Origin of the sequence: Escherichia sp. WS1152, from assembly GCF_046487665.1 — a bacterium.
In the GTDB taxonomy this organism is placed as follows: Bacteria; Pseudomonadota; Gammaproteobacteria; order Enterobacterales; family Enterobacteriaceae; genus Escherichia; species Escherichia coli.
In genome coordinates this window covers 166,826-189,933 of the sequence record NZ_JBJQJA010000006.1, presented here as the reverse complement: position 1 = coordinate 189,933, position 23,108 = coordinate 166,826, and the positions used below count along the sequence as shown (strand labels likewise).

Sequence of the window (23,108 nt, the reverse complement as noted above, 5' to 3'; positions counted from 1 at the left end):
GTTTTCTCTTATTAATGATTATTCCATTTTTATTATCAGGAAGGAATTACTATGTCTTTATCTCGCGCAGCGATTGTCGACCAGCTAAAGGAAATTGTTGGTGCAGATCGCGTAATTACCGATGAAACAGTATTAAAGAAGAACAGTATTGACCGTTTTCGTAAATTTCCGGATATTCATGGCATTTATACTTTGCCGATTCCGGCAGCGGTCGTAAAACTCGGTTCCACAGAACAAGTCTCCCGTGTGCTGAATTTTATGAATGCGCACAAAATTAACGGTGTGCCGCGTACCGGTGCTTCCGCCACCGAAGGTGGGCTGGAAACTGTTGTAGAAAACTCGGTGGTGCTCGACGGCTCCGCCATGAATCAAATCATTAATATTGATATTGAGAATATGCAGGCGACGGCGCAATGTGGCGTTCCCCTGGAAGTGCTGGAAAACGCGTTGCGTGAAAAAGGTTACACCACGGGGCATTCTCCGCAGTCAAAGCCGCTGGCGCAGATGGGCGGCCTGGTAGCAACCCGCAGTATCGGGCAGTTCTCCACACTCTACGGCGCAATCGAAGATATGGTCGTTGGTCTGGAAGCAGTATTGGCTGATGGCACCGTCACACGCATTAAAAACGTGCCACGCCGCGCGGCTGGCCCGGACATTCGTCACATCATCATCGGCAACGAAGGTGCATTGTGCTATATCACTGAAGTAACAGTGAAAATCTTTAAATTCACCCCGGAAAACAACCTCTTCTACGGCTATATCCTGGAAGACATGAAAACCGGCTTCAACATCCTGCGTGAAATCATGGTGGAAGGGTATCGTCCGTCGATCGCTCGTTTGTATGACGCTGAAGATGGCACCCAACACTTCACCCATTTTGCCGACGGAAAATGTGTGCTGATCTTTATGGCTGAAGGTAACCCTCGCATTGCGAAGGCGACGGGCGAAGGGATTGCGGAAATCGTTGCCCGCTACCCGCAGTGCCAGCGCGTGGACAGCAAACTGATCGAAACCTGGTTTAACAACCTGAACTGGGGACCGGATAAAGTGGCTGCCGAACGTGTGCAAATCCTCAAAACCGGCAACATGGGCTTTACCACTGAAGTGTCCGGCTGCTGGAGCTGCATCCACGAAATCTACGAAAGCGTTATTAACCGTATTCGTATCGAGTTCCCGCACGCCGACGACATCACTATGCTGGGTGGTCACTCCTCTCATAGCTATCAGAACGGCACCAACATGTACTTCGTCTACGACTACAACGTTGTCAACTGTAAGCCGGAAGAGGAAATCGACAAGTACCACAATCCGCTCAACAAAATCATCTGCGAAGAAACCATTCGCCTCGGCGGTTCGATGGTGCACCACCACGGCATTGGTAAACATCGCGTTCACTGGAGCAAGCTGGAACACGGCAGCGCGTGGGCGTTGCTGGAAGGGCTGAAAAAGCAATTCGATCCTAACGGCATTATGAATACGGGTACTATCTATCCGATTGAAAAATAATGTGTCAGGCAGCGTTCCGCGATGATGGGGCGTTGCCTTTTCGGCTTCTCAGGCGAGAAGCCGTTCTTATTACCGGACAATGAAGGGGTAAAGATGAACACTTCACCGGTGCGAATGGATGATTTACCGCTTAACCGTTTTCACTGTCGAATTGCTGCGCTCACTTTCGGCGCACACCTGACCGACGGTTATGTTCTCGGCGTCATTGGTTACGCCATTATTCAACTTACGCCCGCCATGCAACTGACGCCGTTTATGGCGGGAATGATCGGCGGCTCGGCGCTCCTTGGTTTGTTTCTTGGCAGCCTGGTTCTTGGGTGGATCTCCGACCATATTGGTCGGCAAAAAATCTTCACCTTCAGCTTTTTGCTGATTACGCTCGCTTCGTTCCTGCAATTTTTTGCCACCACGCCAGAGCATCTTATTGGACTGCGCATTTTGATCGGCATTGGTCTGGGAGGCGATTACTCAGTAGGTCACACCTTGCTGGCTGAATTTTCCCCGCGCCGCCATCGCGGTGTTTTGCTGGGCGCATTCAGCGTGGTGTGGACCGTAGGCTATGTGTTAGCAAGTATTGCCGGACATCACTTTATTAGCGAAAGCCCGGAGGCCTGGCGCTGGCTGCTGGCATCGGCAGCTATGCCCGCGTTGTTGATTACGTTATTACGCTGGGGAACGCCAGAATCGCCACGCTGGCTACTGCGCCAGGGGCGTTTTGCAGAAGCTCACGCTATCGTGCATCGCTATTTTGGTCCCCATGTTTTACTGGGCGATGAAGTGGCAACGGCGACCCATAAACACATCAAAACCTTGTTCTCTTCGCGCTACTGGCGGCGCACGGCGTTTAACAGCGTCTTCTTTGTCTGCCTCGTAATCCCATGGTTTGTGATTTATACCTGGCTGCCAACTATCGCCCAGACTATTGGTCTAGAAGATGCGCTGACTGCCAGCCTGATGCTTAATGCGTTGTTAATTGTGGGCGCGCTGCTGGGATTAGTTCTGACGCACCTGCTGGCACATCGCAAATTTTTGCTGGGAAGTTTTTTGCTGCTGGCGGCAACGCTGGTAGTAGTGGCCTGTTTGCCTTCCGGCAGTTCATTAACGCTGCTGCTTTTTGTTCTCTTCAGCACCACCATTTCGGCAGTCAGTAATCTGGTGGGCATTTTGCCTGCGGAAAGTTTTCCTACTGACATTCGCTCGCTGGGCGTCGGTTTTGCCACCGCCATGAGCCGGTTGGGCGCGGCGGTAAGTACTGGCCTGCTGCCGTGGGTGCTGGCGCAGTGGGGAATGCAAGTTACCTTATTGATCCTGGCGGCAGTGTTGTTGGTTGGTTTTGTTGTGACCTGGCTATGGGCACCAGAAACCAAAGCACTCCCGCTGGTGGCGGCGGGAAATGTAGGAGGTGCGAATGAACATTCTGTTAGCGTTTAAAGCCGAACCGGATGCCGGAATGCTGGCGGAAAAAGAGTGGCAGGCGGCGGCTCAGGGTAATAGCGGACCGGATGTTTCGCTACTGCGAAGTTTACTCGGTGCTGATGAACAGGCTGCCGCCGCGCTGCTGTTGGCGCAGAGAAAAAACGGTACGCCGATGTCTTTAACCGCGTTGAGCATGGGGGATGAACGGGCGTTACACTGGCTGCGCTATCTCATGGCTCTTGGGTTTGAGGAAGCTGTATTGCTGGAGACGGCGGCAGATCTGCGCTTTGCGTCGGAATTTGTCGCTCGCCATATTGCCGAATGGCAGCGTCAGAATCCGCTGGATCTGATAATTACCGGCTGCCAAAGCAGCGAAGGGCAGAATGGGCAAACGCCATTTTTGCTGGCGGAAACGCTGGGCTGGCCCTGCTTCACCCAGGTGGAGCGTTTCACTCTCGACGCGCTGTTTATCACCCTCGAACAGCGTACTGAACATGGGCTGCGCTGTTGCCGGGTTCGCTTGCCTGCGGTGATTGCCGTGCGCCAGTGCGGTGAAGTGGCCTTGCCAGTACCGGGAATGCGCCAGCGAATGGCTGCGGGGAAAGCGGAAATTATCCGTAAAACTGTTGCTGCCGAATTGCCAGCGATGCAGTGTCTGCAACTGGCAAGAGCAGAGCAACGACGCGGAGCGACGCTGATTGATGGGCAAACGGTAGCAGAAAAAGCGCAAAAGCTATGGCAGGACTATTTACGCCAAAGGATGCAGCCATGAATATCGCAATTGTGACAATAAATCAGGAGAATGCCGCAATAGCAAGCTGGCTGGCGGCGCAGGATTTCAGCGGTTGTACCCTGGCGCACTGGCAGATTGAACCTCAGCCCGTAGTGGCGGAACAGGTGCTGGATGCGCTGGTGGAACAGTGGCAGCGAACGCCTGCGAACGTTGTTCTCTTTCCGCCGGGAACGTTTGGCGATGAACTGTCGACCCGGCTGGCCTGGCGTTTACATGGTGCAAGCATCTGCCAGGTGACTTCGTTAGAGATTCCAACCGTAAGCGTGCGCAAATCCCACTGGGGAAATGCGCTAACGGCGACGCTGCAAACAGAAAAACGCCCGCTATGCCTTTCCCTGGCGCGTCAGGCGGGAGCAGCGAAAAACGCCACGTTGCCCTCTGGAATGCAACAACTGAACATTGTCCCGGGTGCGCTTCCGGACTGGCTGGTTAGCATAGAGAACCTGAAAAATGTTACCCGCGACCCATTAGCTGAGGCCAGACGGGTGTTGGTGGTGGGGCAGGGCGGAGAGGCAGATAACCAGGAAATCGCTATGCTGGCAGAAAAGCTGGGAGCCGAAGTGGGCTACAGTCGGGCGCGAGTGATGAACGGTGGCGTTGATGCTGAAAAAGTGATTGGTATTTCCGGACATCTGCTGGCACCTGAGGTGTGTATTGTTGTTGGCGCTTCTGGCGCAGCAGCGTTAATGGCGGGCGTACGCAATAGCAAGTTTGTGGTGGCGATTAATCATGACGCCAGCGCAGCGGTATTTTCACAGGCAGATGTTGGCGTGGTTGATGACTGGAAAGTGGTGCTGGAGGCACTGGTGACAAACATTGACGCAGATTGCCAATAACGTGTTGCCGGATGATCCTGCCTACGGTTCTGGACTGGGGACCTGTAGGCCTGATAAGACGCGTTAAGCGTCGCATCAGGCGCTGAATGTCGGATGTGGCGTGCGGCCTACAAATCAAACCAAATTCAATTGGTTACGATTATCCCGTCAAAGCAATTTTTTCGCTAACGTCCAGACTCCGGTATTCGTGGTGGAAAGCGCCACGACACCCGCGTTAATCGCATTACGCGCATCTTCTTCATCGCATACCAGCCCGCCAGCAATCAGCGGTTGGCGGATTTTTTCCGTCACCCAGCCCAGCACTTTGGGCATGCAGCCTGGCAGGATCTCAATACAATCCGGATTCGATTGCGCAACTTGCTTATCAATGTTGTGAAACGAAATCGAATCAACAATAAACAGGCGATGAATACAGAAAAAACCTTCCGCTCTTGCCGCTTTCAACATTGAGGCTTTGGTACTGATAATGCCGTCCGCCTCGGTCACCAGTTTCAAAAACTGAATCACGACTTCTTTATTTGACGCGCCTTCCAGCAAATCAACATGAATAAAAGCATATTTCCCGGCGTTCTTAATCTTTTTAACGATATTACTGATGGTGCAGATATTGCCGTACAACACGGAAATAAACTGGCATTCAGAGTCGATTGCCAGTTGTAGGCTGGCATTATCTTTAACGGCAGCAATCACCGGATTCTGGCGGAGCAGGTGTAAGAGGGGCATAAATTATCCTTATTATTTATCCAAAACGGTAGGTGATGCCGAATCCGGAAGGCGGATAGCGCCACTGTTGTAGTGTTGATTCGTCGCACAGCAAACGGCAGGTGCCACACTCCAGGCAACTGCGATAGTCAATACGTAAGTCACCTTCCGGTGTGAGCGAAAAAAGACCTGCCGGACAGGCGTTAATCAACCGTTCTGCCGTCTGGCGCTCAACGGAGTCAGCCGGAACAATATGTGGCGCATCAGCAGCGCGCCAGAGATTACGGGCTACAGACATCGCAGACTCCTGATAACGTCGCCCGCCAGATGCCACAGGCCGTGACGACGTAAATGACGCCAGAATAACTGGCGCAGCGGTGGAACAGGTTTATCACCCTGATCCCATAAATCGCGGGAAATATCCTGCATTAACGCAGGCCACGCCCAATACCAGCCAGGGCGTTGCAAAAGCGCCGGAACATGCTGATAACGCTGTAGAACATCCCACAGCAGGCTGCGCTCGACGTTGTGATGATAAAGCGGAAACAGATTTTGCGGCTCGCAGTGCTGGCAGGCGCTTATCAGCGTTTGTGCCGCCGCCTGTGCGCCAGTCAGCGCCATATCCATGCCGCGCACGGAGATTCCGGTATTGACGCAACTGCGTAACGCATCGCCCACCAGCAGCCAGCCGTTACCGGCGTATTGCACTGGCATACTGTGCAAGCCACCTTCTGGCACCAGATGCGCACCATACTCCAGTGATTCCGTGTTTTTGATAAGCGGGCGCACTGCCGGATACGTTTTAAAGCGAGCCAGCAGCTCGCTTGCCGGAACACGACTTTGCGTAAGGGAAGAGAGCGGGCAAACAATCCCTAACGAGAGCGTTTGTTGATTAGTATAAAGAAATGCGCCGCCGGGAAAGTCATCACAGATTCCGCCGCTGAACAGCAACGCTGCGCCTTCGTTATTCTCCAGATGAAAACGTTCTTCAATAGCGGATGTTTCCAGCGACAGCACTTCTTTGATCCCCAACGCCATCGCTTCGCCAGCAGGACGAGTCACTAATCCGTGACGTTCAGCCAGGACGCTGTTGGCACCTTCTGCCAGCACCACATAACGGGCGCGGAGAATATCGTCACCACAAATGACACCACACACTCTGCCGTTTTCTTCATACAGTGCATCCACCGTCGCTCCGGGGATACATTCGACACCTTCTTTTTCGGCTTCGGCAACCAGCCACGGATCGAACCGTGCACGTAATACACTCCAGGATTCACCGCCGGGCTGTAAGCTGGAAAACGTCGTTGCGCCATCCGGCGTTAACAGGGAAAGGCTTTCGTGAGTGATGCGTCGTTCAAGAGGCGCGGTCAGATGAAACTGAGGGAGGAGTTCCGCGAGTGCATGGGTATATAACCGCCCGCCGGAAAGATTTTTGCTGCCGGGGATTTCAGCGCGTTCCAGTAACAAAACGGATAAACCCGCTCGCGCGCAGCGTAACGCGCAAGCGGTGCCTGCAATACCGGCACCAATAATAATAATGTCGCAGTCGTCTTCCATGTCATGCCCCAGATATCCTGAACACAACACCCTAACATAGCGTTACTTAAGGGAAATTGACCGCCGACACACTCTTATCATTCGCCGCGATAGATACAACCAGCGGTGCAGGTTTCTTTTACCATCACCGCACTTAACAGCGGCACAACGGGTTTAACCTGATCCCAAATCCATTTTGCTAAAACTTCGCTGGTCGGGTTTTCCAGACCTGGAATATCATTGAGATAATGGTGATCGAGGCGCTCATAAGTTGGCTTAAACGCCGCTTTCAGTTCAGCGAAATCGATAATCCAGCCCGTATGCGGATCGACTTCCCCGGTAATTTCCAGTCGCACCATAAAGGAATGCCCGTGCAGGCGACCACATTTATGCCCTTCCGGGACGTGTGGTAAGCGGTGAGCGGCTTCGAAGGTGAAATCTTTAAATAACGTGGTGGACATCATAATTTCTCTACAGGACGATAAAACCGCCGTAGAGTACCGGAAAGGCTGTTTTTTCGCATTATCTAAAACGACTTTGTTGCGCAAAATCGCTGATTTATCTTAATGATTGGCTAAATTCATTTGTTTTTCATTAGGTTGGTTAATCTATTTTGTTGTTAAAGACTATTGCTAAAACAGGTTAGTCGATTTGGTTATTAGTTATCGCTATCCCGTCTTTAATCCACACCGTTCACCCCGTTAACCTTACCTTCTCTTCTGTTTTATGGGCGCTGACAGGGCGCAGAAACAGCTTTGCTTACTGGAACATAACGACGCATGACGACACAGGTCCCACCTTCCGCGTTGCTTCCGTTGAACCCGGAGCAACTGGCACGCCTTCAGGCGGCCACGACCGATTTAACTCCCACCCAGCTTGCCTGGGTTTCTGGCTATTTCTGGGGCGTGCTCAATCAGCAGCCTGCTGCGCTTGCAGCGACGCCAGCGCCAGCCGCAGAAATGCCGGGTATAACTATTATCTCTGCTTCGCAAACCGGCAATGCGCGCCGGGTTGCTGAAGCATTACGCGATGATTTATTAGCAGAAAAACTGAACGTTAAGCTGGTGAACGCGGGCGACTATAAATTCAAACAAATCGCCAGCGAAAAACTGCTCATCGTAGTGACGTCAACGCAAGGGGAAGGGGAACCGCCGGAAGAAGCCGTCGCGCTGCATAAGTTCCTGTTCTCCAAAAAAGCGCCGAAGCTGGAAAATACCGCTTTTGCCGTGTTTAGCCTCGGCGATAGTTCTTATGAATTTTTCTGCCAGTCCGGGAAAGATTTCGACAGCAAGCTGGCGGAACTGGGCGGTGAACGCCTGCTCGACCGTGTCGACGCCGACGTTGAATACCAGGCTGCTGCCAGCGAGTGGCGCGCCCGCGTGGTTGATGCGCTTAAATCGCGTGCGCCTGTCGCGGCACCTTCGCAATCCGTCGCTACTGGCGCGGTAAATGAAATCCACACCAGCCCGTACAGCAAAGACGCGCCGCTGGTGGCTAGCCTCTCTGTTAACCAGAAAATTACCGGGCGTAACTCTGAAAAAGACGTTCGCCATATCGAAATTGACTTAGGTGACTCGGGCCTGCGCTATCAGCCGGGCGACGCGCTGGGCGTGTGGTATCAGAACGATCCGGCACTGGTGAAAGAACTTGTCGAACTGCTGTGGCTGAAAGGCGATGAAACTGTCACCGTTGACGGCAAAACGCTGACCCTGCGCGAAGCGCTACAGTGGCACTTCGAACTGACGGTTAACACCGCCAATATCGTTGAGAACTATGCCACGCTTACCCGCAGTGAAACGCTGCTGCCGCTGGTGGGCGATAAAGCGAAGTTGCAGCATTACGCCGCGACCACGCCGATTGTCGATATGGTGCGTTTCTCTCCGGCACAGCTTGATGCTGAAGCGCTGATTAACCTGCTGCGCCCGCTGACGCCGCGCCTCTATTCCATCGCCTCATCGCAGGCTGAAGTGGAAAGTGAAGTGCACGTCACCGTTGGTGTCGTTCGTTATGACATTGAAGGCCGCGCCCGTGCGGGTGGTGCCTCCAGCTTCCTCGCGGACCGCGTGGAAGAAGAGGGTGAAGTCCGCGTCTTTATCGAACATAACGATAACTTCCGCCTGCCCGCTAACCCGGAAACCCCGGTGATTATGATTGGCCCAGGCACCGGTATCGCGCCGTTCCGCGCCTTTATGCAGCAACGTGCTGCCGATGAAGCACCGGGTAAAAACTGGCTGTTCTTTGGCAACCCGCATTTTACGGAAGATTTCCTCTACCAGGTGGAGTGGCAGCGCTACGTCAAAGAGGGTGTGCTGACGCGGATCGATCTCGCCTGGTCGCGCGATCAAAAAGAAAAAGTTTACGTACAAGACAAACTGCGCGAACAGGGCGCGGAGCTGTGGCGCTGGATCAATGACGGTGCCCACATTTATGTCTGCGGCGACGCTAATCGCATGGCGAAAGACGTTGAGCAGGCACTTCTGGAAGTGATTGCCGAATTTGGTGGCATGGACACCGAAGCGGCGGATGAATTTTTAAGTGAGCTGCGCGTAGAGCGCCGTTATCAGCGAGATGTCTACTAATGAGCGAAAAACATCCAGGGCCTTTAGTGGTTGAAGGAAAACTGACAGACGCCGAGCGCATGAAGCTTGAAAGCAACTACCTGCGCGGCACCATTGCGGAAGATTTAAACGACGGCCTGACCGGCGGCTTTAAGGGCGATAACTTCCTGCTGATCCGCTTCCACGGCATGTATCAGCAGGATGACCGCGACATCCGCGCCGAACGTGCTGAACAGAAGCTGGAGCCGCGCCACGCGATGCTGCTTCGCTGTCGTCTGCCGGGGGGAGTGATTACCACTAAACAGTGGCAGGCGATCGACAAATTTGCCGGTGAAAACACCATCTATGGCAGCATTCGCCTGACCAACCGCCAGACGTTTCAGTTCCACGGCATTCTGAAAAAGAACGTCAAACCGGTGCACCAGATGCTGCACTCGGTCGGTCTTGATGCGCTGGCGACCGCTAACGACATGAACCGTAACGTACTCTGCACCTCGAACCCTTACGAGTCGCAGCTGCACGCAGAAGCGTACGAGTGGGCGAAGAAAATCTCTGAACATCTGCTGCCTCGTACCCGCGCGTATGCGGAGATCTGGCTCGATCAGGAAAAAGTCGCCACCACTGATGAAGAACCGATCCTCGGCCAGACCTACCTGCCGCGTAAATTCAAAACCACGGTAGTGATCCCGCCACAGAACGATATCGATCTGCACGCCAACGACATGAACTTCGTGGCGATCGCCGAAAACGGCAAGCTGGTGGGCTTTAACCTGTTGGTGGGCGGTGGGCTTTCTATCGAACACGGCAACAAGAAAACCTACGCCCGCACGGCGAGTGAGTTTGGCTATCTGCCGCTAGAGCATACGCTAGCGGTGGCGGAAGCCGTCGTGACAACTCAGCGTGACTGGGGTAACCGAACCGATCGTAAAAATGCCAAAACCAAATACACGCTGGAGCGAGTGGGAGTTGAGACGTTTAAAGCGGAAGTGGAGCGTCGCGCGGGGATCAAATTTGAACCGATCCGTCCGTATGAGTTCACCGGACGTGGAGATCGTATTGGCTGGGTTAAGGGCATTGATGATAACTGGCACCTGACGCTGTTTATCGAAAATGGTCGCATCCTTGATTATCCGGGGCGTCCGCTGAAAACCGGCCTGCTGGAGATCGCGAAGATCCACAAAGGTGATTTCCGCATTACGGCGAACCAGAATCTGATCATCGCCGGTGTGCCGGAAAGCGAGAAAGCGAAGATCGAGAAGATCGCCAAAGAGAGCGGGTTAATGAATGCCGTCACGCCGCAGCGTGAAAACTCAATGGCCTGCGTCTCGTTCCCGACTTGCCCGCTGGCGATGGCGGAAGCGGAGCGTTTCCTGCCGTCTTTTATCGACAACATCGATAATTTAATGGCGAAACATGGTGTCAGCGATGAGCATATCGTGATGCGTGTAACAGGCTGCCCGAACGGTTGTGGTCGCGCGATGCTGGCGGAAGTGGGCCTGGTGGGTAAAGCGCCGGGTCGCTACAACCTGCATCTTGGCGGCAACCGTATTGGGACACGTATCCCACGGATGTATAAAGAAAACATCACCAAGCCGGAAATCCTGGCGTCGCTTGATGAACTGATAGGGCGCTGGGCGAAAGAGCGCGAAGCGGGTGAAGGCTTCGGCGACTTTACGGTGCGTGCGGGCATCATTCGCCCGGTGCTCGATCCGGCGCGCGATTTGTGGGATTAACCATCAGCCCGGTCTTGTAGGCCTGATAAGACGCGTGAGCGTCGCATCAGGCAAGGCAAACAGTGAGGAATCTATGTCCAAACTCGATCTAAACGCCCTGAACGAACTGCCGAAGGTAGATCGCATTCTGGCGCTGGCGGAAACTAACGCCCAACTGGAAAAACTGGACGCTGAAGGCCGCGTAGCCTGGGCGCTGGATAATCTGCCCGGTGAATATGTGCTTTCTTCCAGCTTCGGCATTCAGGCGGCGGTGAGCCTGCATCTGGTGAATCAGATTCGCCCGGATATTCCAGTGATCCTCACCGATACCGGTTACTTGTTCCCGGAAACCTACCGCTTTATCGATGAGTTAACGGACAAACTCAAGCTCAACCTGAAAGTGTACCGTGCTACCGAAAGCGCAGCCTGGCAGGAAGCACGCTACGGAAAACTGTGGGAACAGGGCGTTGAAGGCATTGAAAAGTACAATGACATCAACAAAGTCGAACCGATGAACCGGGCGCTGAAAGAACTTAACGCGCAAACGTGGTTTGCTGGCCTGCGCCGTGAACAATCCGGCAGCCGCGCCAATTTACCGGTGCTGGCAATTCAGCGTGGCGTATTTAAAGTGCTGCCGATTATCGACTGGGATAACCGAACGATATATCAGTATCTGCAAAAGCATGGCCTGAAATATCACCCATTATGGGACGAAGGATATTTATCGGTGGGCGATACCCATACAACCCGTAAATGGGAACCCGGCATGGCGGAAGAAGAAACGCGTTTCTTTGGCTTAAAAAGGGAATGTGGGTTACACGAAGGGTAAATATTGCCGGATAAATTAAACGCCTCTGTCAGAAATGATGGGGGCGTTTTTATTTTGCGAGCAGCATTCCTGATTTTAAACGTGAACGCCGCTGGAAGAATTATCAGGTATAGAATGGCGTCGGGTGCTTGAGGCTGTCTGGCGTTAAGCATTCGCGAGGTTCCAGATGGACAAAAGCCCCAGGCGATATTTCTATCAACCTGAGGCTCGCGTTCGAACGTAGCAATTCGGATGTTAGTCTCTTCTTTGCAGGGAGGCAAGACATGTGTATATCACTGTAATTCGATATTTATGAGCAGCATCGAAAAATAGCCCGCTGATATCATCGATAATACTAAAAAAACAGGGAGGCTATTAATGGAACCTTTTAAATATATATGCCATTACTGGGGAAAATCCTCAAAAAGCCTGACGAAAGGAAATGATATTCATCTGTTAATTTATCATTGCCTTGATGTTGCTGCTGTTGCAGATTGCTGGTGGGATCAATCAGTCGTACTGCAAAATACTTTTTGCCGAAATGAAATGCTATCAAAACAGAGGGTGAAGGCCTGGCTGTTATTTTTCATTGCTCTTCATGATATTGGAAAGTTTGATATACGATTCCAATATAAATCAGCAGAAAGTTGGCTGAAATTAAATCCTGCAACGCCATCACTTAATGGTCCATCAACACAAATGTGCCGTAAATTTAATCATGGTGCAGCCGGTCTGTATTGGTTTAACCAGGATTCACTTTCAGAGCAATCTCCCGGGGATTTTTTCAGTTTTTTTGATGCCGCTCCTCATCCTTATGAGTCCTGGTTTCCATGGGTAGAGGCCGTTACAGGACATCATGGTTTTATATTACATTCCCAGGATCAAGATAAGTCGCGTTGGGAAATGCCAGCTTCTCTGGCATCTTATGCTGCGCAAGATAAACAGGCTCGTGAGGAGTGGATATCTGTACTCGAAGCATTATTTTTAACGCCAGCCGGGTTATCTATAAACGATATACCACCTGATTGTTCATCACTGTTAGCAGGTTTTTGCTCGCTTGCTGACTGGTTAGGTTCCTGGACCACAACGGATACCTTTCTTTTCAAAGAAGATGCACCTTCAGGAATACAAGCGCTAAGAACATATTTTCAGGATAGACAGCAGGATGCGTGTCGGGTACTGGCGCTGAGTGGCCTTGTATCAAATAAGCGTCGTTATGACGGTGTACATGCCTTACTGGACAATGGCTATCAACCAAGACAATTACAGGTGTTGGTCGATGCTCTTCCTACAGCTCCCGGGCTGACGGTGATTGAGGCACCTACGGGATCAGGTAAAACCGAAACAGCGCTGGCCTATGCCTGGAAACTTATTGACCAACAACTTGCGGAGAGTGTTATTTTTGCCCTCCCTACACAAGCTACTGCAAATACAATGCTCAGCAGAATGGAAGCGAACGCGAGCCGTTTATTTACCTCCCCAAATCTTATTCTTGCTCATGGTAATTCACGTTTTAACCACCTTTTTCAATCAATAAAATCACGCGCATTTACTGAGCAGGGGCAAGAAGAAGCGTGGGTTCAGTGTTGTCAGTGGTTGTCACAAAGCAATAAGAAAGTGTTTCTTGGGCAAATCGGCGTTTGCACTATTGATCAGGTGTTGATATCGGTATTGCCAGTTAAACACCGCTTTATCCGTGGTTTGGGAATTGGTCGAAGTGTTTTAATTGTTGATGAAGTTCATGCTTACGACACCTATATGAACGGCTTGCTGGAGGCAGTGCTCAAGGCTCAGGCTGATGTGGGAGGGAGTGTTATTCTTCTTTCCGCAACCCTACCAATGAAACAAAAACAGAAACTTCTGGATACTTATGGTCTGCATACAGATCCAGTGGAAAATAACTCCGCATATCCACTTATTAACTGGCGAGGTGTGAATGGTGCGCAACGTTTTGATCTGCCAGCTCATCCAGAACAACTCCCGCCCCGCTTTTCGATTCAGCCAGAACCTATTTATTTAGCTGACATGTTACCTGACCTTACGATGTTAGAGCGAATGATCGCAGCGGCAAACGCGGGTGCACAAGTCTGCCTCATTTGCAATTTGGTTGACGTTGCACAACTATGCTTCCAACGGCTAAAGGAACTAAATGACACGCAAGTAGATATAGATTTGTTTCATGCGCGCTTTACGCTGAACGATCGTCGTGAAAAAGAGAATCGTGTCATTAGCAATTTCGGAAAAAATGGGGAGCGAAATGTTGGACGAATACTTGTCGCCACCCAGGTCGTGGAACAATCACTCGATGTAGATTTTGATTGGTTAATTACCCAGCATTGTCCCGCTGATTTGCTTTTCCAACGATTAGGCCGTTTACATCGCCATCATCGTAAATATCGTCCCGCCGGTTTTGAGATTCCTCTGGCAACCGTTTTGCTGCCTGATGGCGAAGGTTACGGACGACATGAGCATATTTATAGCAACGTTAGAGTCATGTGGCGGACGCAGCAACATATTGAGGAACTTAATGGAGCATCCTTATTTTTCCCTGATGCCTACCGGCAATGGCTGGATAGCATTTACGATGATGCTGAAATGGATGAGCCAGAATGGGTCATCAAAGGCATGGATAAGTTTGAAAGCGCTGAGTGTGAAAAGAGGTTCAAGGCTCGCAAGGTTCTGCAGTGGGCTGAAGAATATAGTTTGCAGGATAACGATGAAACCATTCTTGCGGTAACGAGGGATGGGGAAATGAGCCTGCCATTATTGCCTTATGTACAAACGTCTTCAGGTAAACAACTGCTCGATGGCCAGGTCTACGAGGACCTAAGTCATGAACAGCAGTATGAGGCTTTAGCACTTAATCGCGTCAATGTGCCATTTACCTGGAAACGTAGTTTTTCTGAAGTAGTCGATGAAGATGGGTTACTTTGGCTGGAAGGAAGGCAGAATCAGGATGGATGGATCTGGCAGGGTAACAGTATTGTTATTACCTACACTCGGGATGAAGGGATGACCAGAGTCATCCCTGCAAATCCCAAATAACTTCGGGAATGATTGGTATCAATGACGATAACAAGACCAATAACGGTTTATCCCTACTTAAGTAGGGAAGGTGCACAATGTACATCTTCTTTTAATTTCCCGGTATGAGATTTTATATTCGCAGTATGAATATTTTATGTAATAAAATTTATGGTAATTATTATAACTAAAAGTTTCTTTGATAATAAAACGAATAACTTGCAGATTTGAAATGCATGCATTATTGTCTTTAAACAATTCAACACATCTTAATATATGTATAGGTTAATTGTATTAAACCAATGAATATATTTTTGCAGTGAATGTGATTATTGAATTAATTACGCCGTATTTTTTCTTTGTTTTTACCGATAACGGAAGTGTGCCGACGTATAGAAATGCAGGAGAAATGTCGGAGCATATGAAGGAGAACAAATGAATTTGCTTATTGATAACTGGATCCCTGTACGCCCGCGAAACGGGGGGAAAGTCCAAATCATAAATCTGCAATCGCTATACTGCAGTAGAGATCAGTGGCGATTAAGTTTGCCCCGTGACGATATGGAACTGGCCGCTTTAGCACTGCTGGTTTGCATTGGGCAAATTATCGACCCGGCAAAAGATGACGTTGAATTTCGACATCGCATAATGAATCCGTTCACTGAAGATGGGTTTCAACAACTCATCGCGCCGTGGATAGATATGTTCTACCTTAATCACGCAGAACATCCCTTTATGCAGACCAAAGGTGTCAAAGCAAATGATGTGACTCCAATGGAAAAACTGTTGGCAGGGGTAAGCGGCGCGACGAATTGTGCTTTTGTCAATCAACCGGGTCAGGGTGAAGCATTATGTGGTGGATGCACTGCGATTGCGTTATTCAACCAGGCGAATCAGGCACCTGGTTTTGGTGGTGGCTTTAAAAGTGGTTTACGTGGAGGAACACCTATAACCACCTTCGTACGTGGGATCGATCTTCGCTCGACGGTGTTACTCAATGTCCTCACAATACCTCGTCTTCAAAAACAATTTCCCAATGAATCACATACGGAAAACCAACCTACCTGGGTTAAGCCTGTCAAACCCAATGAATCTGTGCCAGCTTCGTCAATTGGCTTTGTCCGCGGCTTATTCTGGCAACCAGCGCATATTGAATTATGCGACCCCATTGGGATTGGAAAATGTTCTTGCTGTGGGCAGGAAAGCAATTTGCGTTATACCGGTTTTCTTAAGGAAAAATTTACCTTTACAGTTAATGGGCTATGGCCCCATCCGCATTCCCCTTGTCTGGTAACAGTCAAGAAAGGGGAGGTTGAGGAAAAATTTCTTGCTTTCACCACCTCCGCACCATCATGGACACAAATCAGCCGAGTTGTGGTAGATAAGATTATTCAAAATGAAAATGGAAATCGCGTGGCGGCGGTTGTGAATCAATTCAGAAATATTGCGCCGCAAAGTCCTCTTGAATTGATTATGGGGGGATATCGTAATAATCAAGCATCTATTCTTGAACGGCGTCATGATGTGTTGATGTTTAATCAGGGGTGGCAACAATACGGCAATGTGATAAACGAAATAGTGACTGTTGGTTTGGGATATAAAACAGCCTTACGCAAGGCGTTATATACCTTTGCAGAAGGGTTTAAAAATAAAGACTTCAAAGGGGCCGGAGTTTCTGTTCATGAGACTGCAGAAAGGCATTTCTATCGACAGAGTGAATTATTAATTCCCGATGTACTGGCGAATATTAATTTTTCCCAGGCTGATGAGGTAATAGCTGATTTACGAGACAAACTTCATCAATTGTGTGAAATGCTATTTAATCAATCTGTAGCTCCCTATGCACATCATCCTAAATTAATAAACACATTAGCGCTTGCCCGCGCCACGCTATACAAACATTTACGGGAGTTAAAACCGCAAGGAGGGCCATCAAATGGCTGATGAAATTGATGCAATGGCTTTATATCGAGCCTGGCAACAACTGGATAATGGAGCATGTGCGCAAATTAGACGTGTTTCAGAACCTGATGAATTACGCGATATCCCTGCGTTTTATAGGCTGGTGCAACCTTTTGGTTGGGAAAACCCACGTCACCAGCAGGCTCTTTTGCGCATGGTGTTTTGCCTGAGCGCAGGAAAGAATGTCATCCGACATCAGGACAAAAAACCGGAGCAAACAACAGGTATCTCGTTGGGAAGAGCTTTAGCCAATAGTGGAAGAATTAACGAGCGCCGTATCTTTCAATTAATTCGGGCTGACAGAACAGCCGATATGGTCCAGTTACGTCGATTACTTACTCACGCCGAACCCGTACTTGACTGGCCATTAATGGCCAGGATGTTGACCTGGTGGGGAAAGCGCGAACGCCAGCAACTTCTGGAAGATTTTGTATTGACCACAAACAAAAATGCGTAAGGAAACCTTTCTATGTCTAACTTTATCAATATTCATGTTCTGATCTCTCACAGCCCTTCATGTCTGAACCGCGACGATATGAACATGCAGAAAGACGCTATTTTCGGCGGGAAAAGACGAGTAAGAATTTCAAGTCAAAGCCTTAAACGTGCGATGCGTAAAAGTGATTATTACGCACAAAATATTGGTGAATCCAGTCTCAGAACAATTCATCTTGCACAATTACGTGATGTTCTTCGGCAAAAACTTGGTGAACGTTTTGACCAAAAAATCATCGATAAGACATTAGCGCTGCTCTCCGGTAAATCAGTTGATGAAGCCGAAAAGATTTCTGCCGATGCGGTTACTCCCTGGGTTGTGGGAGAAATAGCCTGGTTCTGTGAGCAGGTTGCAAAAGCAGAGGCTGATAATCTGGATGATAAAAAGCTGCTCAAAGTTCTTAAGGAAGATATTGCCGCCATACGTGTGAATTTACAGCAGGGTGTTGATATTGCGCTTAGTGGAAGAATGGCAACCAGCGGCATGATGAGTGAGTTGGGAAAAGTTGATGGTGCAATGTCCATTGCGCATGCGATCACTACTCATCAGGTTGATTCTGATATTGACTGGTTCACCGCTGTAGATGATTTACAGGAACAAGGTTCTGCACATCTGGGAACTCAGGAATTTTCATCGGGTGTTTTTTATCGTTATGCCAACATTAACCTCGCTCAACTTCAGGAAAATTTAGGTGGTGCCTCCAGGGAGCAGGCTCTGGAAATTGCAACCCATGTTGTTCATATGCTGGCAACAGAGGTCCCTGGAGCAAAACAGCGTACTTATGCCGCTTTTAACCCTGCGGATATGGTAATGGTTAATTTCTCCGATATGCCACTTTCTATGGCAAATGCTTTTGAAAAAGCGGTTAAAGCGAAAGATGGCTTTTTGCAACCGTCTATACAGGCGTTTAATCAATATTGGGATCGCGTTGCCAATGGATATGGTCTGAACGGAGCTGCTGCGCAATTCAGCTTATCTGATGTAGACCCAATTACTGCTCAAGTTAAACAAATGCCTACTTTAGAACAGTTAAAATCCTGGGTTCGTAATAATGGCGAGGCGTGAACATGAGATCTTATTTGATCTTGCGGCTTGCTGGGCCAATGCAAGCCTGGGGGCAGCCGACCTTTGAAGGAACGCGACCTACCGGAAGATTTCCGACCCGAAGCGGGTTATTAGGGCTACTCGGGGCTTGTCTTGGGATCCAACGTGATGATACTTCTTCATTACAGGCGTTATCAGAGAGTGTGCAATTTGCAGTGCGCTGCGATGAACTCATTCTTGACGATCGTCGTGTGTCTGTAACGGGGTTGCGTGATTACCATACAGTCCTTGGAGCGCGAGAAGATTACCGTGGTTTGAAAAGTCATGAAACGATTCAAACATGGCGCGAATATTTATGTGATGCCTCCTTTACCGTCGCTCTCTGGTTAACACCCCATGCAACGATGGTTATCTCAGAACTTGAAAAAGCAGTATTAAAGCCTCGGTATACACCCTACCTGGGGCGGAGAAGTTGCCCACTAACACACCCGCTTTTTTTGGGGACATGTCAGGCATCGGATCCTCAGAAGGCGCTATTAAATTATGAGCCCGTTGGCGGCGATATATATAGTGAGGAATCAGTTACAGGGCATCATTTAAAATTTACGGCGCGCGACGAACCGATGATCACCTTACCTCGACAATTTGCTTCCCGAGAATGGTATGTGATTAAAGGAGGTATGGATGTATCTCAGTAAAGTCATCATTGCCAGGGCCTGGAGCAGGGATCTTTACCAACTTCACCAGGGATTATGGCATTTATTTCCAAACAGACCGGATGCTGCTCGTGATTTTCTTTTTCATGTTGAGAAGCGAAACACACCAGAAGGCTGTCATGTTTTATTGCAGTCAGCGCAAATGCCTGTTTCAACTGCCGTTGCGACAGTCATTAAAACTAAACAGGTTGAATTTCAACTTCAGGTTGGTGTTCCACTCTATTTTCGGCTTCGGGCAAATCCGATCAAAACTATTCTCGACAATCAAAAGCGCCTGGACAGTAAAGGGAATATTAAACGCTGTCGGGTTCCGTTAATAAAAGAAGCAGAACAAATCGCGTGGTTGCAACGTAAATTGGGCAATGCGGCGCGCGTTGAAGATGTGCATCCCATATCGGAACGGCCACAGTATTTTTCTGGTGATGGTAAAAGTGGAAAGATCCAAACGGTTTGCTTTGAAGGTGTGCTCACCATCAACGACGCGCCAGCGTTAATAGATCTTGTACAGCAAGGTATTGGGCCAGCTAAATCGATGGGATGTGGCTTGCTATCTTTGGCTCCACTGTGATTGAGGTGTAATAAAATGGCTTGGCTTCCCCTTAACCCCATTCCACTCAAAGATCGCGTCTCCATGATCTTTCTGCAATATGGGCAGATCGATGTAATAGATGGCGCGTTTGTACTTATCGACAAGACAGGGATCCGCACTCATATTCCTGTTGGCTCGGTTGCCTGCATCATGCTGGAACCTGGTACACGGGTTTCGCATGCAGCTGTTCGCTTGGCTGCGCAAGTTGGAACATTGTTGGTATGGGTGGGGGAAGCGGGCATTCGTGTTTATGCTTCTGGTCAGCCTGGTGGTGCGCGTTCAGATAAGCTGCTCTATCAGGCAAAACTTGCTCTGGATGAAGATTTGCGTCTGAAGGTCGTACGTAAAATGTTTGAACTTCGGTTTGGAGAACCTGCGCCTGCCCGGCGCTCCGTAGAGCAACTCAGAGGTATAGAAGGCAGTCGCGTGCGGGCACCCACGCACTTCTGGCGAAGCAATACGGCGTGACATGGAATGGACGTCGCTACGATCCGAAAGACTGGGAAAAGGGCGATACGGTCAACCAATGCATTAGCGCTGCAACTTCCTGTTTATACGGCGTAACTGAAGCAGCGATACTTGCAGCTGGTTATGCACCAGCTATTGGGTTTGTGCATACAGGAAAGCCTCTTTCCTTTGTTTACGATATTGCAGACATCATTAAATTTGACACTGTTGTACCGAAAGCTTTTGAGATAGCGCGTCGTAACCCTGGTGAGCCGGACCGGGAAGTCCGTTTGGCGTGCAGGGATATTTTTCGCAGTAGTAAAACATTAGCCAAATTGATTCCGCTTATAGAGGACGTGCTTGCTGCTGGAGAAATACAACCGCCGGCCCCACCTGGAGATGCACAGCCTGTTGCCATTCCGCTTCCTGTTTCACTGGGAGATGCAGGCCATCGGAGTAGCTGAAATGAGTATGTTGGTCGTGGTCACTGAAAATGTACCTCCGCGCTTACGAGGTAGATTAGCCATCTGGTTGTTGGAGGTACGTGCAGGGGTATATGTAGGTGATGTATCCGCAAAAATTCGTGAAATGATCTGGGAACAAATAGCTGGACTGGCGGAAGAAGGCAATGTAGTGATGGCATGGGCAACGAATACGGAATCGGGATTTGAGTTCCAGACATTTGGGGTAAACAGGCGTACCCCGGTAGATTTGGATGGTTTAAGGTTGGTGTCTTTTTTACCTGTTTGAAAACAAAGAATTAGCTGATCTTTAATAATAAGGAAATGTTACATTAAGGTTGGTGGGTTGTTTTTATGGGAAAAAATGCTTTCAGAACAAATGTATACTTTTAGAGAGTTCCCCGCGCCAGCGGGGATAAACCGCATTTAATGCAAAACTAATTGCACAATAAATAGAGTTCCCCGCGCCAGCGGGGATAAACCGGCGATAAACCTCCTCATCGCTGATATCAATAAGAGTTCCCCGCGCCAGCGGGGATAAACCGATAAAGGCTCGGCGGCGCAAAAAATGGCACGGGAGTTCCCCGCGCCAGCGGGGATAAACCGCTCTCGTTGTTGTGCCTCAGTACCGGTGCGCGGAGTTCCCCGCGCCAGCGGGGATAAACCGCACACCGGTGCGACGGGAAACGTTCAGCGGCCGAGTTCCCCGCGCCAGCGGGGATAAACCGGGAATAGTTAATTTCGGTGATGGCTGCGTAAAGAGTTCCCCGCGGCAGCGGGGATAAACCGAGTAATGCTGCGTTGAGATGACCAGGCGGGCTGAGTTCCCCGCGGCAGCGGGGATAAACCGTTGACGCCAGCGGCGACCCGCGCCACGGGCTTGAGTTCCCCGCGCCAGCGGGGATAAACCGTAGCCAGACGTACTCGCAATCTGTCGGCGGTCGAGTTCCCCGCGCCAGCGGGGATAAACCACCAGTTCTCCGTATTCTGTGGTTATCGTTGCTGAGTTCCCCGCGCCAGCGGGGATAAACCGGGAGTTCAGACATAGGTGGAATGATGGACTACGAGTTCCCCGCGTTAGCGGGGATAAACCGCCCGGTAGCCAGGTTTGCAACGCCTGAACCGAGAGTTCCCCGCGCCAGCAGGGATAAACCGGCAACGACGGTGAGATTTCACGCCTGACGCTGGTGTTCCCCGCGCCAGCGGGGATAAACCGGGCGCACTGGATGCGATGATGGATATCACTGAGAATTCCCCGCCCCTGCGGTAGAACACCCAGCTCCCATTTTCCAACCCATCAAGACGCCTTCGCCAGCTCCTTCACCAACGGTAGCATTATCCGCATAACATCACGGCAGCGACGTTCTATTCTTCCAGGAAGTGCCTTATCAATATGTTGTTGATTATCCAGTCTTACGTCATGCCAGCTATTTCCCGCCGGGAAGGCAGGTGTTTTTGCGCGTTGCTGATAACCATCCTTATTCCCAAGATTCCAGTTAGTCGCTTCCACCGAAAGTACAGCAATGCCCGCTTTGTCGAATATTTCTGCGTCATTACAACACCCAGTGCCTTTCGGATAATTTTTATTCAAACCCGGATTGGTCGTTGCGGCAATTCCATGACTACGCGCAATTGCCAGCGCCCTGTCGCGCGTTAATTTCCTTACTGCTTCAGGGGTTTTTACACCGCTGTTGAAATACAATTTATCGCCAACAATTAAGTTATCGAGATTAATCACCAGCAGCGTATTTTTCTTTTCGGTGTCACTCATCCGCTTGAGTAAATTCTCAGCGCCTAATTTCCCTTCCTCTTCGCCGCTGGTCGCCACAAATCGAATACCATACTCGGTAGGCGTATTTTTCAGGCGTTCTGCCAATTCCAGCATGACACCTAAACCTGCGGCGTTATCATCCATTCCTTGTAACGTCAGCCCGCCGAGATTGGCATCGGCGTCAGCATCGCTCAGCGGGGCGTAAGTATCCAGATGCGCCATAATGATGATCTGCTGCGGGGCTTTGCCTTCATGAGCGGCAATCACCGTACTTCCCGTCACGTTATGCCAGCTCTTACGATTATCGCGGGCGGTATAAATATACCGACTATTAAATGTCCGAATATCACTGCGATAACCCATTTGCTGAAACTGTTGGCGAATATAATCGGCAGATAACATTTCTGCAGGAGTTCCGGTCATGCGTCCCGGAAAGAAAGTAGCAATATGTCGTGCCTGAGTATTAGCAAAATCGCCAGGTTTAGGTGACGAGGCGTGTACGGGGAGAATAAAGCATACGCCGAGCGCCAAGGCAGCGGTACGGTGGCGCAATGCGGAAAACATAGTGAGTCCTTAAATACCATGCAAATTTTTTTACCGCCATAGTATGAAACTGCCGCTGCGCTAAAACAATTTCAAATCTTCCTAAACGCCCGAAATCCGGTGCCTTAAGCACTTTTTGATATTAGCTTTGCCAAATCGTTATTCCGTTAAGGAACTACTCATTC

At 49.9% G+C, this 23,108-nt stretch carries 19 protein-coding genes, 1 pseudogene and 1 CRISPR repeat array; of the genes and pseudogenes, 15 read left to right on the top strand and 5 right to left on the bottom strand.

Annotated features, from left to right (window positions below):
* The first annotated feature begins 51 nt into the window (after positions 1-51).
* From ACJHW7_RS12110 to ACJHW7_RS12095, 4 genes are read left to right on the top strand one after another with little or no spacing between them, the layout of a single operon-like run.
* Positions 52-1,506, top strand: coding sequence for an FAD-binding oxidoreductase (locus ACJHW7_RS12110; RefSeq protein WP_021557145.1), 1,455 nt, complete (start codon positions 52-54; stop codon positions 1,504-1,506).
* A 21-nt stretch (positions 1,507-1,527) separates the two neighbouring features.
* On the top strand, positions 1,528-2,937 hold the full coding sequence (locus ACJHW7_RS12105; RefSeq protein ID WP_021557144.1) for an MFS transporter: 1,410 nt from the start codon (positions 1,528-1,530) through the stop codon (positions 2,935-2,937).
* The gene (locus ACJHW7_RS12100; RefSeq protein WP_021557143.1) at positions 2,915-3,694 is read left to right on the top strand and encodes an electron transfer flavoprotein subunit beta/FixA family protein; all 780 of its coding nucleotides are present in this window, start codon (positions 2,915-2,917) and stop codon (positions 3,692-3,694) included. The genes ACJHW7_RS12105 and ACJHW7_RS12100 overlap by 23 nt, the downstream gene beginning before the upstream one ends.
* Positions 3,691-4,551, top strand: coding sequence for an electron transfer flavoprotein subunit alpha/FixB family protein (locus tag ACJHW7_RS12095; protein WP_021557142.1), 861 nt, complete (start codon positions 3,691-3,693; stop codon positions 4,549-4,551). The genes ACJHW7_RS12100 and ACJHW7_RS12095 overlap by 4 nt, the downstream gene beginning before the upstream one ends.
* A gap of 147 nt (positions 4,552-4,698) precedes the next feature.
* Here ACJHW7_RS12095 and ACJHW7_RS12090 read toward each other — a convergent pair whose 3' ends face one another.
* From ACJHW7_RS12090 to queD, 4 genes are all read right to left on the bottom strand, one after another.
* Positions 4,699-5,274 carry a glycerol-3-phosphate responsive antiterminator gene (locus tag ACJHW7_RS12090; protein WP_001130266.1) on the bottom strand — a complete coding sequence of 192 codons (576 nt, stop codon included), beginning with the start codon at positions 5,272-5,274 and terminating at the stop codon, positions 4,699-4,701.
* A 16-nt stretch (positions 5,275-5,290) separates the two neighbouring features.
* Positions 5,291-5,551 (bottom strand): ferredoxin family protein, encoded by a 261-nt coding sequence (locus ACJHW7_RS12085; RefSeq protein ID WP_021557141.1) that lies wholly within the window; start codon positions 5,549-5,551, stop codon positions 5,291-5,293.
* The gene (locus ACJHW7_RS12080; RefSeq protein WP_001307970.1) at positions 5,542-6,813 is read right to left on the bottom strand and encodes an FAD-dependent oxidoreductase; all 1,272 of its coding nucleotides are present in this window, start codon (positions 6,811-6,813) and stop codon (positions 5,542-5,544) included. Before ACJHW7_RS12080 ends, ACJHW7_RS12085 begins: the two co-directional genes overlap by 10 nt.
* A gap of 77 nt (positions 6,814-6,890) precedes the next feature.
* On the bottom strand, positions 6,891-7,253 hold the full coding sequence (gene queD, locus ACJHW7_RS12075) for a 6-carboxytetrahydropterin synthase QueD (protein WP_000108294.1): 363 nt from the start codon (positions 7,251-7,253) through the stop codon (positions 6,891-6,893).
* A 318-nt stretch (positions 7,254-7,571) separates the two neighbouring features.
* On the opposite strand from queD, the gene cysJ reads away from it, so the two are divergent.
* From cysJ to cas2e, 11 genes and pseudogenes are all read left to right on the top strand, one after another.
* Positions 7,572-9,371, top strand: a complete 1,800-nt coding sequence (cysJ, locus tag ACJHW7_RS12070) for an NADPH-dependent assimilatory sulfite reductase flavoprotein subunit (protein ID WP_021557140.1) — start codon at positions 7,572-7,574, stop codon at positions 9,369-9,371.
* Positions 9,371-11,083, top strand: coding sequence for an assimilatory sulfite reductase (NADPH) hemoprotein subunit (gene cysI, locus ACJHW7_RS12065; protein WP_021557139.1), 1,713 nt, complete (start codon positions 9,371-9,373; stop codon positions 11,081-11,083). The genes cysJ and cysI overlap by 1 nt, the downstream gene beginning before the upstream one ends.
* 73 nt (positions 11,084-11,156) lie before the next feature.
* Positions 11,157-11,891, top strand: a complete 735-nt coding sequence (gene cysH / locus ACJHW7_RS12060) for a phosphoadenosine phosphosulfate reductase (RefSeq protein ID WP_000039862.1) — start codon at positions 11,157-11,159, stop codon at positions 11,889-11,891.
* Positions 11,892-12,248: 357 nt separating this feature from the next.
* A complete protein-coding gene (gene cas3 / locus ACJHW7_RS12055) occupies positions 12,249-14,915 on the top strand; it encodes a CRISPR-associated helicase/endonuclease Cas3 (protein WP_040234897.1) in 2,667 nt (888 codons plus the stop codon).
* A 414-nt stretch (positions 14,916-15,329) separates the two neighbouring features.
* A complete protein-coding gene (gene casA / locus ACJHW7_RS12050; RefSeq protein ID WP_021557137.1) occupies positions 15,330-16,838 on the top strand; it encodes a type I-E CRISPR-associated protein Cse1/CasA in 1,509 nt (502 codons plus the stop codon).
* On the top strand, positions 16,831-17,313 hold the full coding sequence (gene casB, locus ACJHW7_RS12045; protein ID WP_000752798.1) for a type I-E CRISPR-associated protein Cse2/CasB: 483 nt from the start codon (positions 16,831-16,833) through the stop codon (positions 17,311-17,313). Before casA ends, casB begins: the two co-directional genes overlap by 8 nt.
* Positions 17,314-17,325: 12 nt before the next feature.
* Entirely contained in the window at positions 17,326-18,417 is a 1,092-nt protein-coding gene (gene cas7e / locus ACJHW7_RS12040) for a type I-E CRISPR-associated protein Cas7/Cse4/CasC (RefSeq protein ID WP_021557136.1), read from the top strand.
* A gap of 2 nt (positions 18,418-18,419) precedes the next feature.
* Entirely contained in the window at positions 18,420-19,094 is a 675-nt protein-coding gene (gene cas5e / locus ACJHW7_RS12035) for a type I-E CRISPR-associated protein Cas5/CasD (RefSeq protein ID WP_001334996.1), read from the top strand.
* A complete protein-coding gene (cas6e, locus tag ACJHW7_RS12030; RefSeq protein WP_000281400.1) occupies positions 19,081-19,680 on the top strand; it encodes a type I-E CRISPR-associated protein Cas6/Cse3/CasE in 600 nt (199 codons plus the stop codon). The genes cas5e and cas6e overlap by 14 nt, the downstream gene beginning before the upstream one ends.
* Positions 19,681-19,695: 15 nt before the next feature.
* A pseudogene (gene cas1e / locus ACJHW7_RS12025) lies at positions 19,696-20,612 on the top strand (type I-E CRISPR-associated endonuclease Cas1e).
* Position 20,613: 1 nt separating this feature from the next.
* The gene (gene cas2e / locus ACJHW7_RS12020) at positions 20,614-20,898 is read left to right on the top strand and encodes a type I-E CRISPR-associated endoribonuclease Cas2e (RefSeq protein ID WP_001416755.1); all 285 of its coding nucleotides are present in this window, start codon (positions 20,614-20,616) and stop codon (positions 20,896-20,898) included.
* A 105-nt stretch (positions 20,899-21,003) separates the two neighbouring features.
* Positions 21,004-21,825: direct repeats of the CRISPR family, unit length 29 nt; unit sequence GAGTTCCCCGCGCCAGCGGGGATAAACCG.
* 81 nt (positions 21,826-21,906) lie between these two features.
* On the opposite strand, the gene iap is transcribed toward cas2e, so the two are convergent.
* On the bottom strand, positions 21,907-22,944 hold the full coding sequence (gene iap / locus ACJHW7_RS12015) for an alkaline phosphatase isozyme conversion aminopeptidase (RefSeq protein ID WP_000490429.1): 1,038 nt from the start codon (positions 22,942-22,944) through the stop codon (positions 21,907-21,909).
* Positions 22,945-23,108 lie beyond the last annotated feature (164 nt).

Excerpts from the sequence above, each read along its gene's own strand:
- cysH (WP_000039862.1), top strand. The coding sequence starts at position 11,157 with ATGTCCAAACTCGATCTAAACGCCCTGAACGAACTGCCGAAGGTAGAT.
- cas7e (WP_021557136.1), top strand. The coding sequence starts at position 17,326 with ATGTCTAACTTTATCAATATTCATGTTCTGATCTCTCACAGCCCTTCA.
- ACJHW7_RS12085 (WP_021557141.1), bottom strand. The coding sequence starts at position 5,551 with ATGTCTGTAGCCCGTAATCTCTGGCGCGCTGCTGATGCGCCACATATT.
- cysI (WP_021557139.1), top strand. The coding sequence starts at position 9,371 with ATGAGCGAAAAACATCCAGGGCCTTTAGTGGTTGAAGGAAAACTGACA.
- cas5e (WP_001334996.1), top strand. The coding sequence starts at position 18,420 with ATGAGATCTTATTTGATCTTGCGGCTTGCTGGGCCAATGCAAGCCTGG.
- ACJHW7_RS12080 (WP_001307970.1), bottom strand. The coding sequence starts at position 6,813 with ATGGAAGACGACTGCGACATTATTATTATTGGTGCCGGTATTGCAGGC.
- iap (WP_000490429.1), bottom strand. The coding sequence starts at position 22,944 with ATGTTTTCCGCATTGCGCCACCGTACCGCTGCCTTGGCGCTCGGCGTA.
- cas6e (WP_000281400.1), top strand. The coding sequence starts at position 19,081 with ATGTATCTCAGTAAAGTCATCATTGCCAGGGCCTGGAGCAGGGATCTT.
- ACJHW7_RS12110 (WP_021557145.1), top strand. The coding sequence starts at position 52 with ATGTCTTTATCTCGCGCAGCGATTGTCGACCAGCTAAAGGAAATTGTT.
- ACJHW7_RS12095 (WP_021557142.1), top strand. The coding sequence starts at position 3,691 with ATGAATATCGCAATTGTGACAATAAATCAGGAGAATGCCGCAATAGCA.
- cas2e (WP_001416755.1), top strand. The coding sequence starts at position 20,614 with ATGAGTATGTTGGTCGTGGTCACTGAAAATGTACCTCCGCGCTTACGA.
- cysJ (WP_021557140.1), top strand. The coding sequence starts at position 7,572 with ATGACGACACAGGTCCCACCTTCCGCGTTGCTTCCGTTGAACCCGGAG.
- queD (WP_000108294.1), bottom strand. The coding sequence starts at position 7,253 with ATGTCCACCACGTTATTTAAAGATTTCACCTTCGAAGCCGCTCACCGC.
- ACJHW7_RS12100 (WP_021557143.1), top strand. The coding sequence starts at position 2,915 with ATGAACATTCTGTTAGCGTTTAAAGCCGAACCGGATGCCGGAATGCTG.
- ACJHW7_RS12090 (WP_001130266.1), bottom strand. The coding sequence starts at position 5,274 with ATGCCCCTCTTACACCTGCTCCGCCAGAATCCGGTGATTGCTGCCGTT.
- cas3 (WP_040234897.1), top strand. The coding sequence starts at position 12,249 with ATGGAACCTTTTAAATATATATGCCATTACTGGGGAAAATCCTCAAAA.
- casB (WP_000752798.1), top strand. The coding sequence starts at position 16,831 with ATGGCTGATGAAATTGATGCAATGGCTTTATATCGAGCCTGGCAACAA.
- casA (WP_021557137.1), top strand. The coding sequence starts at position 15,330 with ATGAATTTGCTTATTGATAACTGGATCCCTGTACGCCCGCGAAACGGG.
- ACJHW7_RS12105 (WP_021557144.1), top strand. The coding sequence starts at position 1,528 with ATGATGGGGCGTTGCCTTTTCGGCTTCTCAGGCGAGAAGCCGTTCTTA.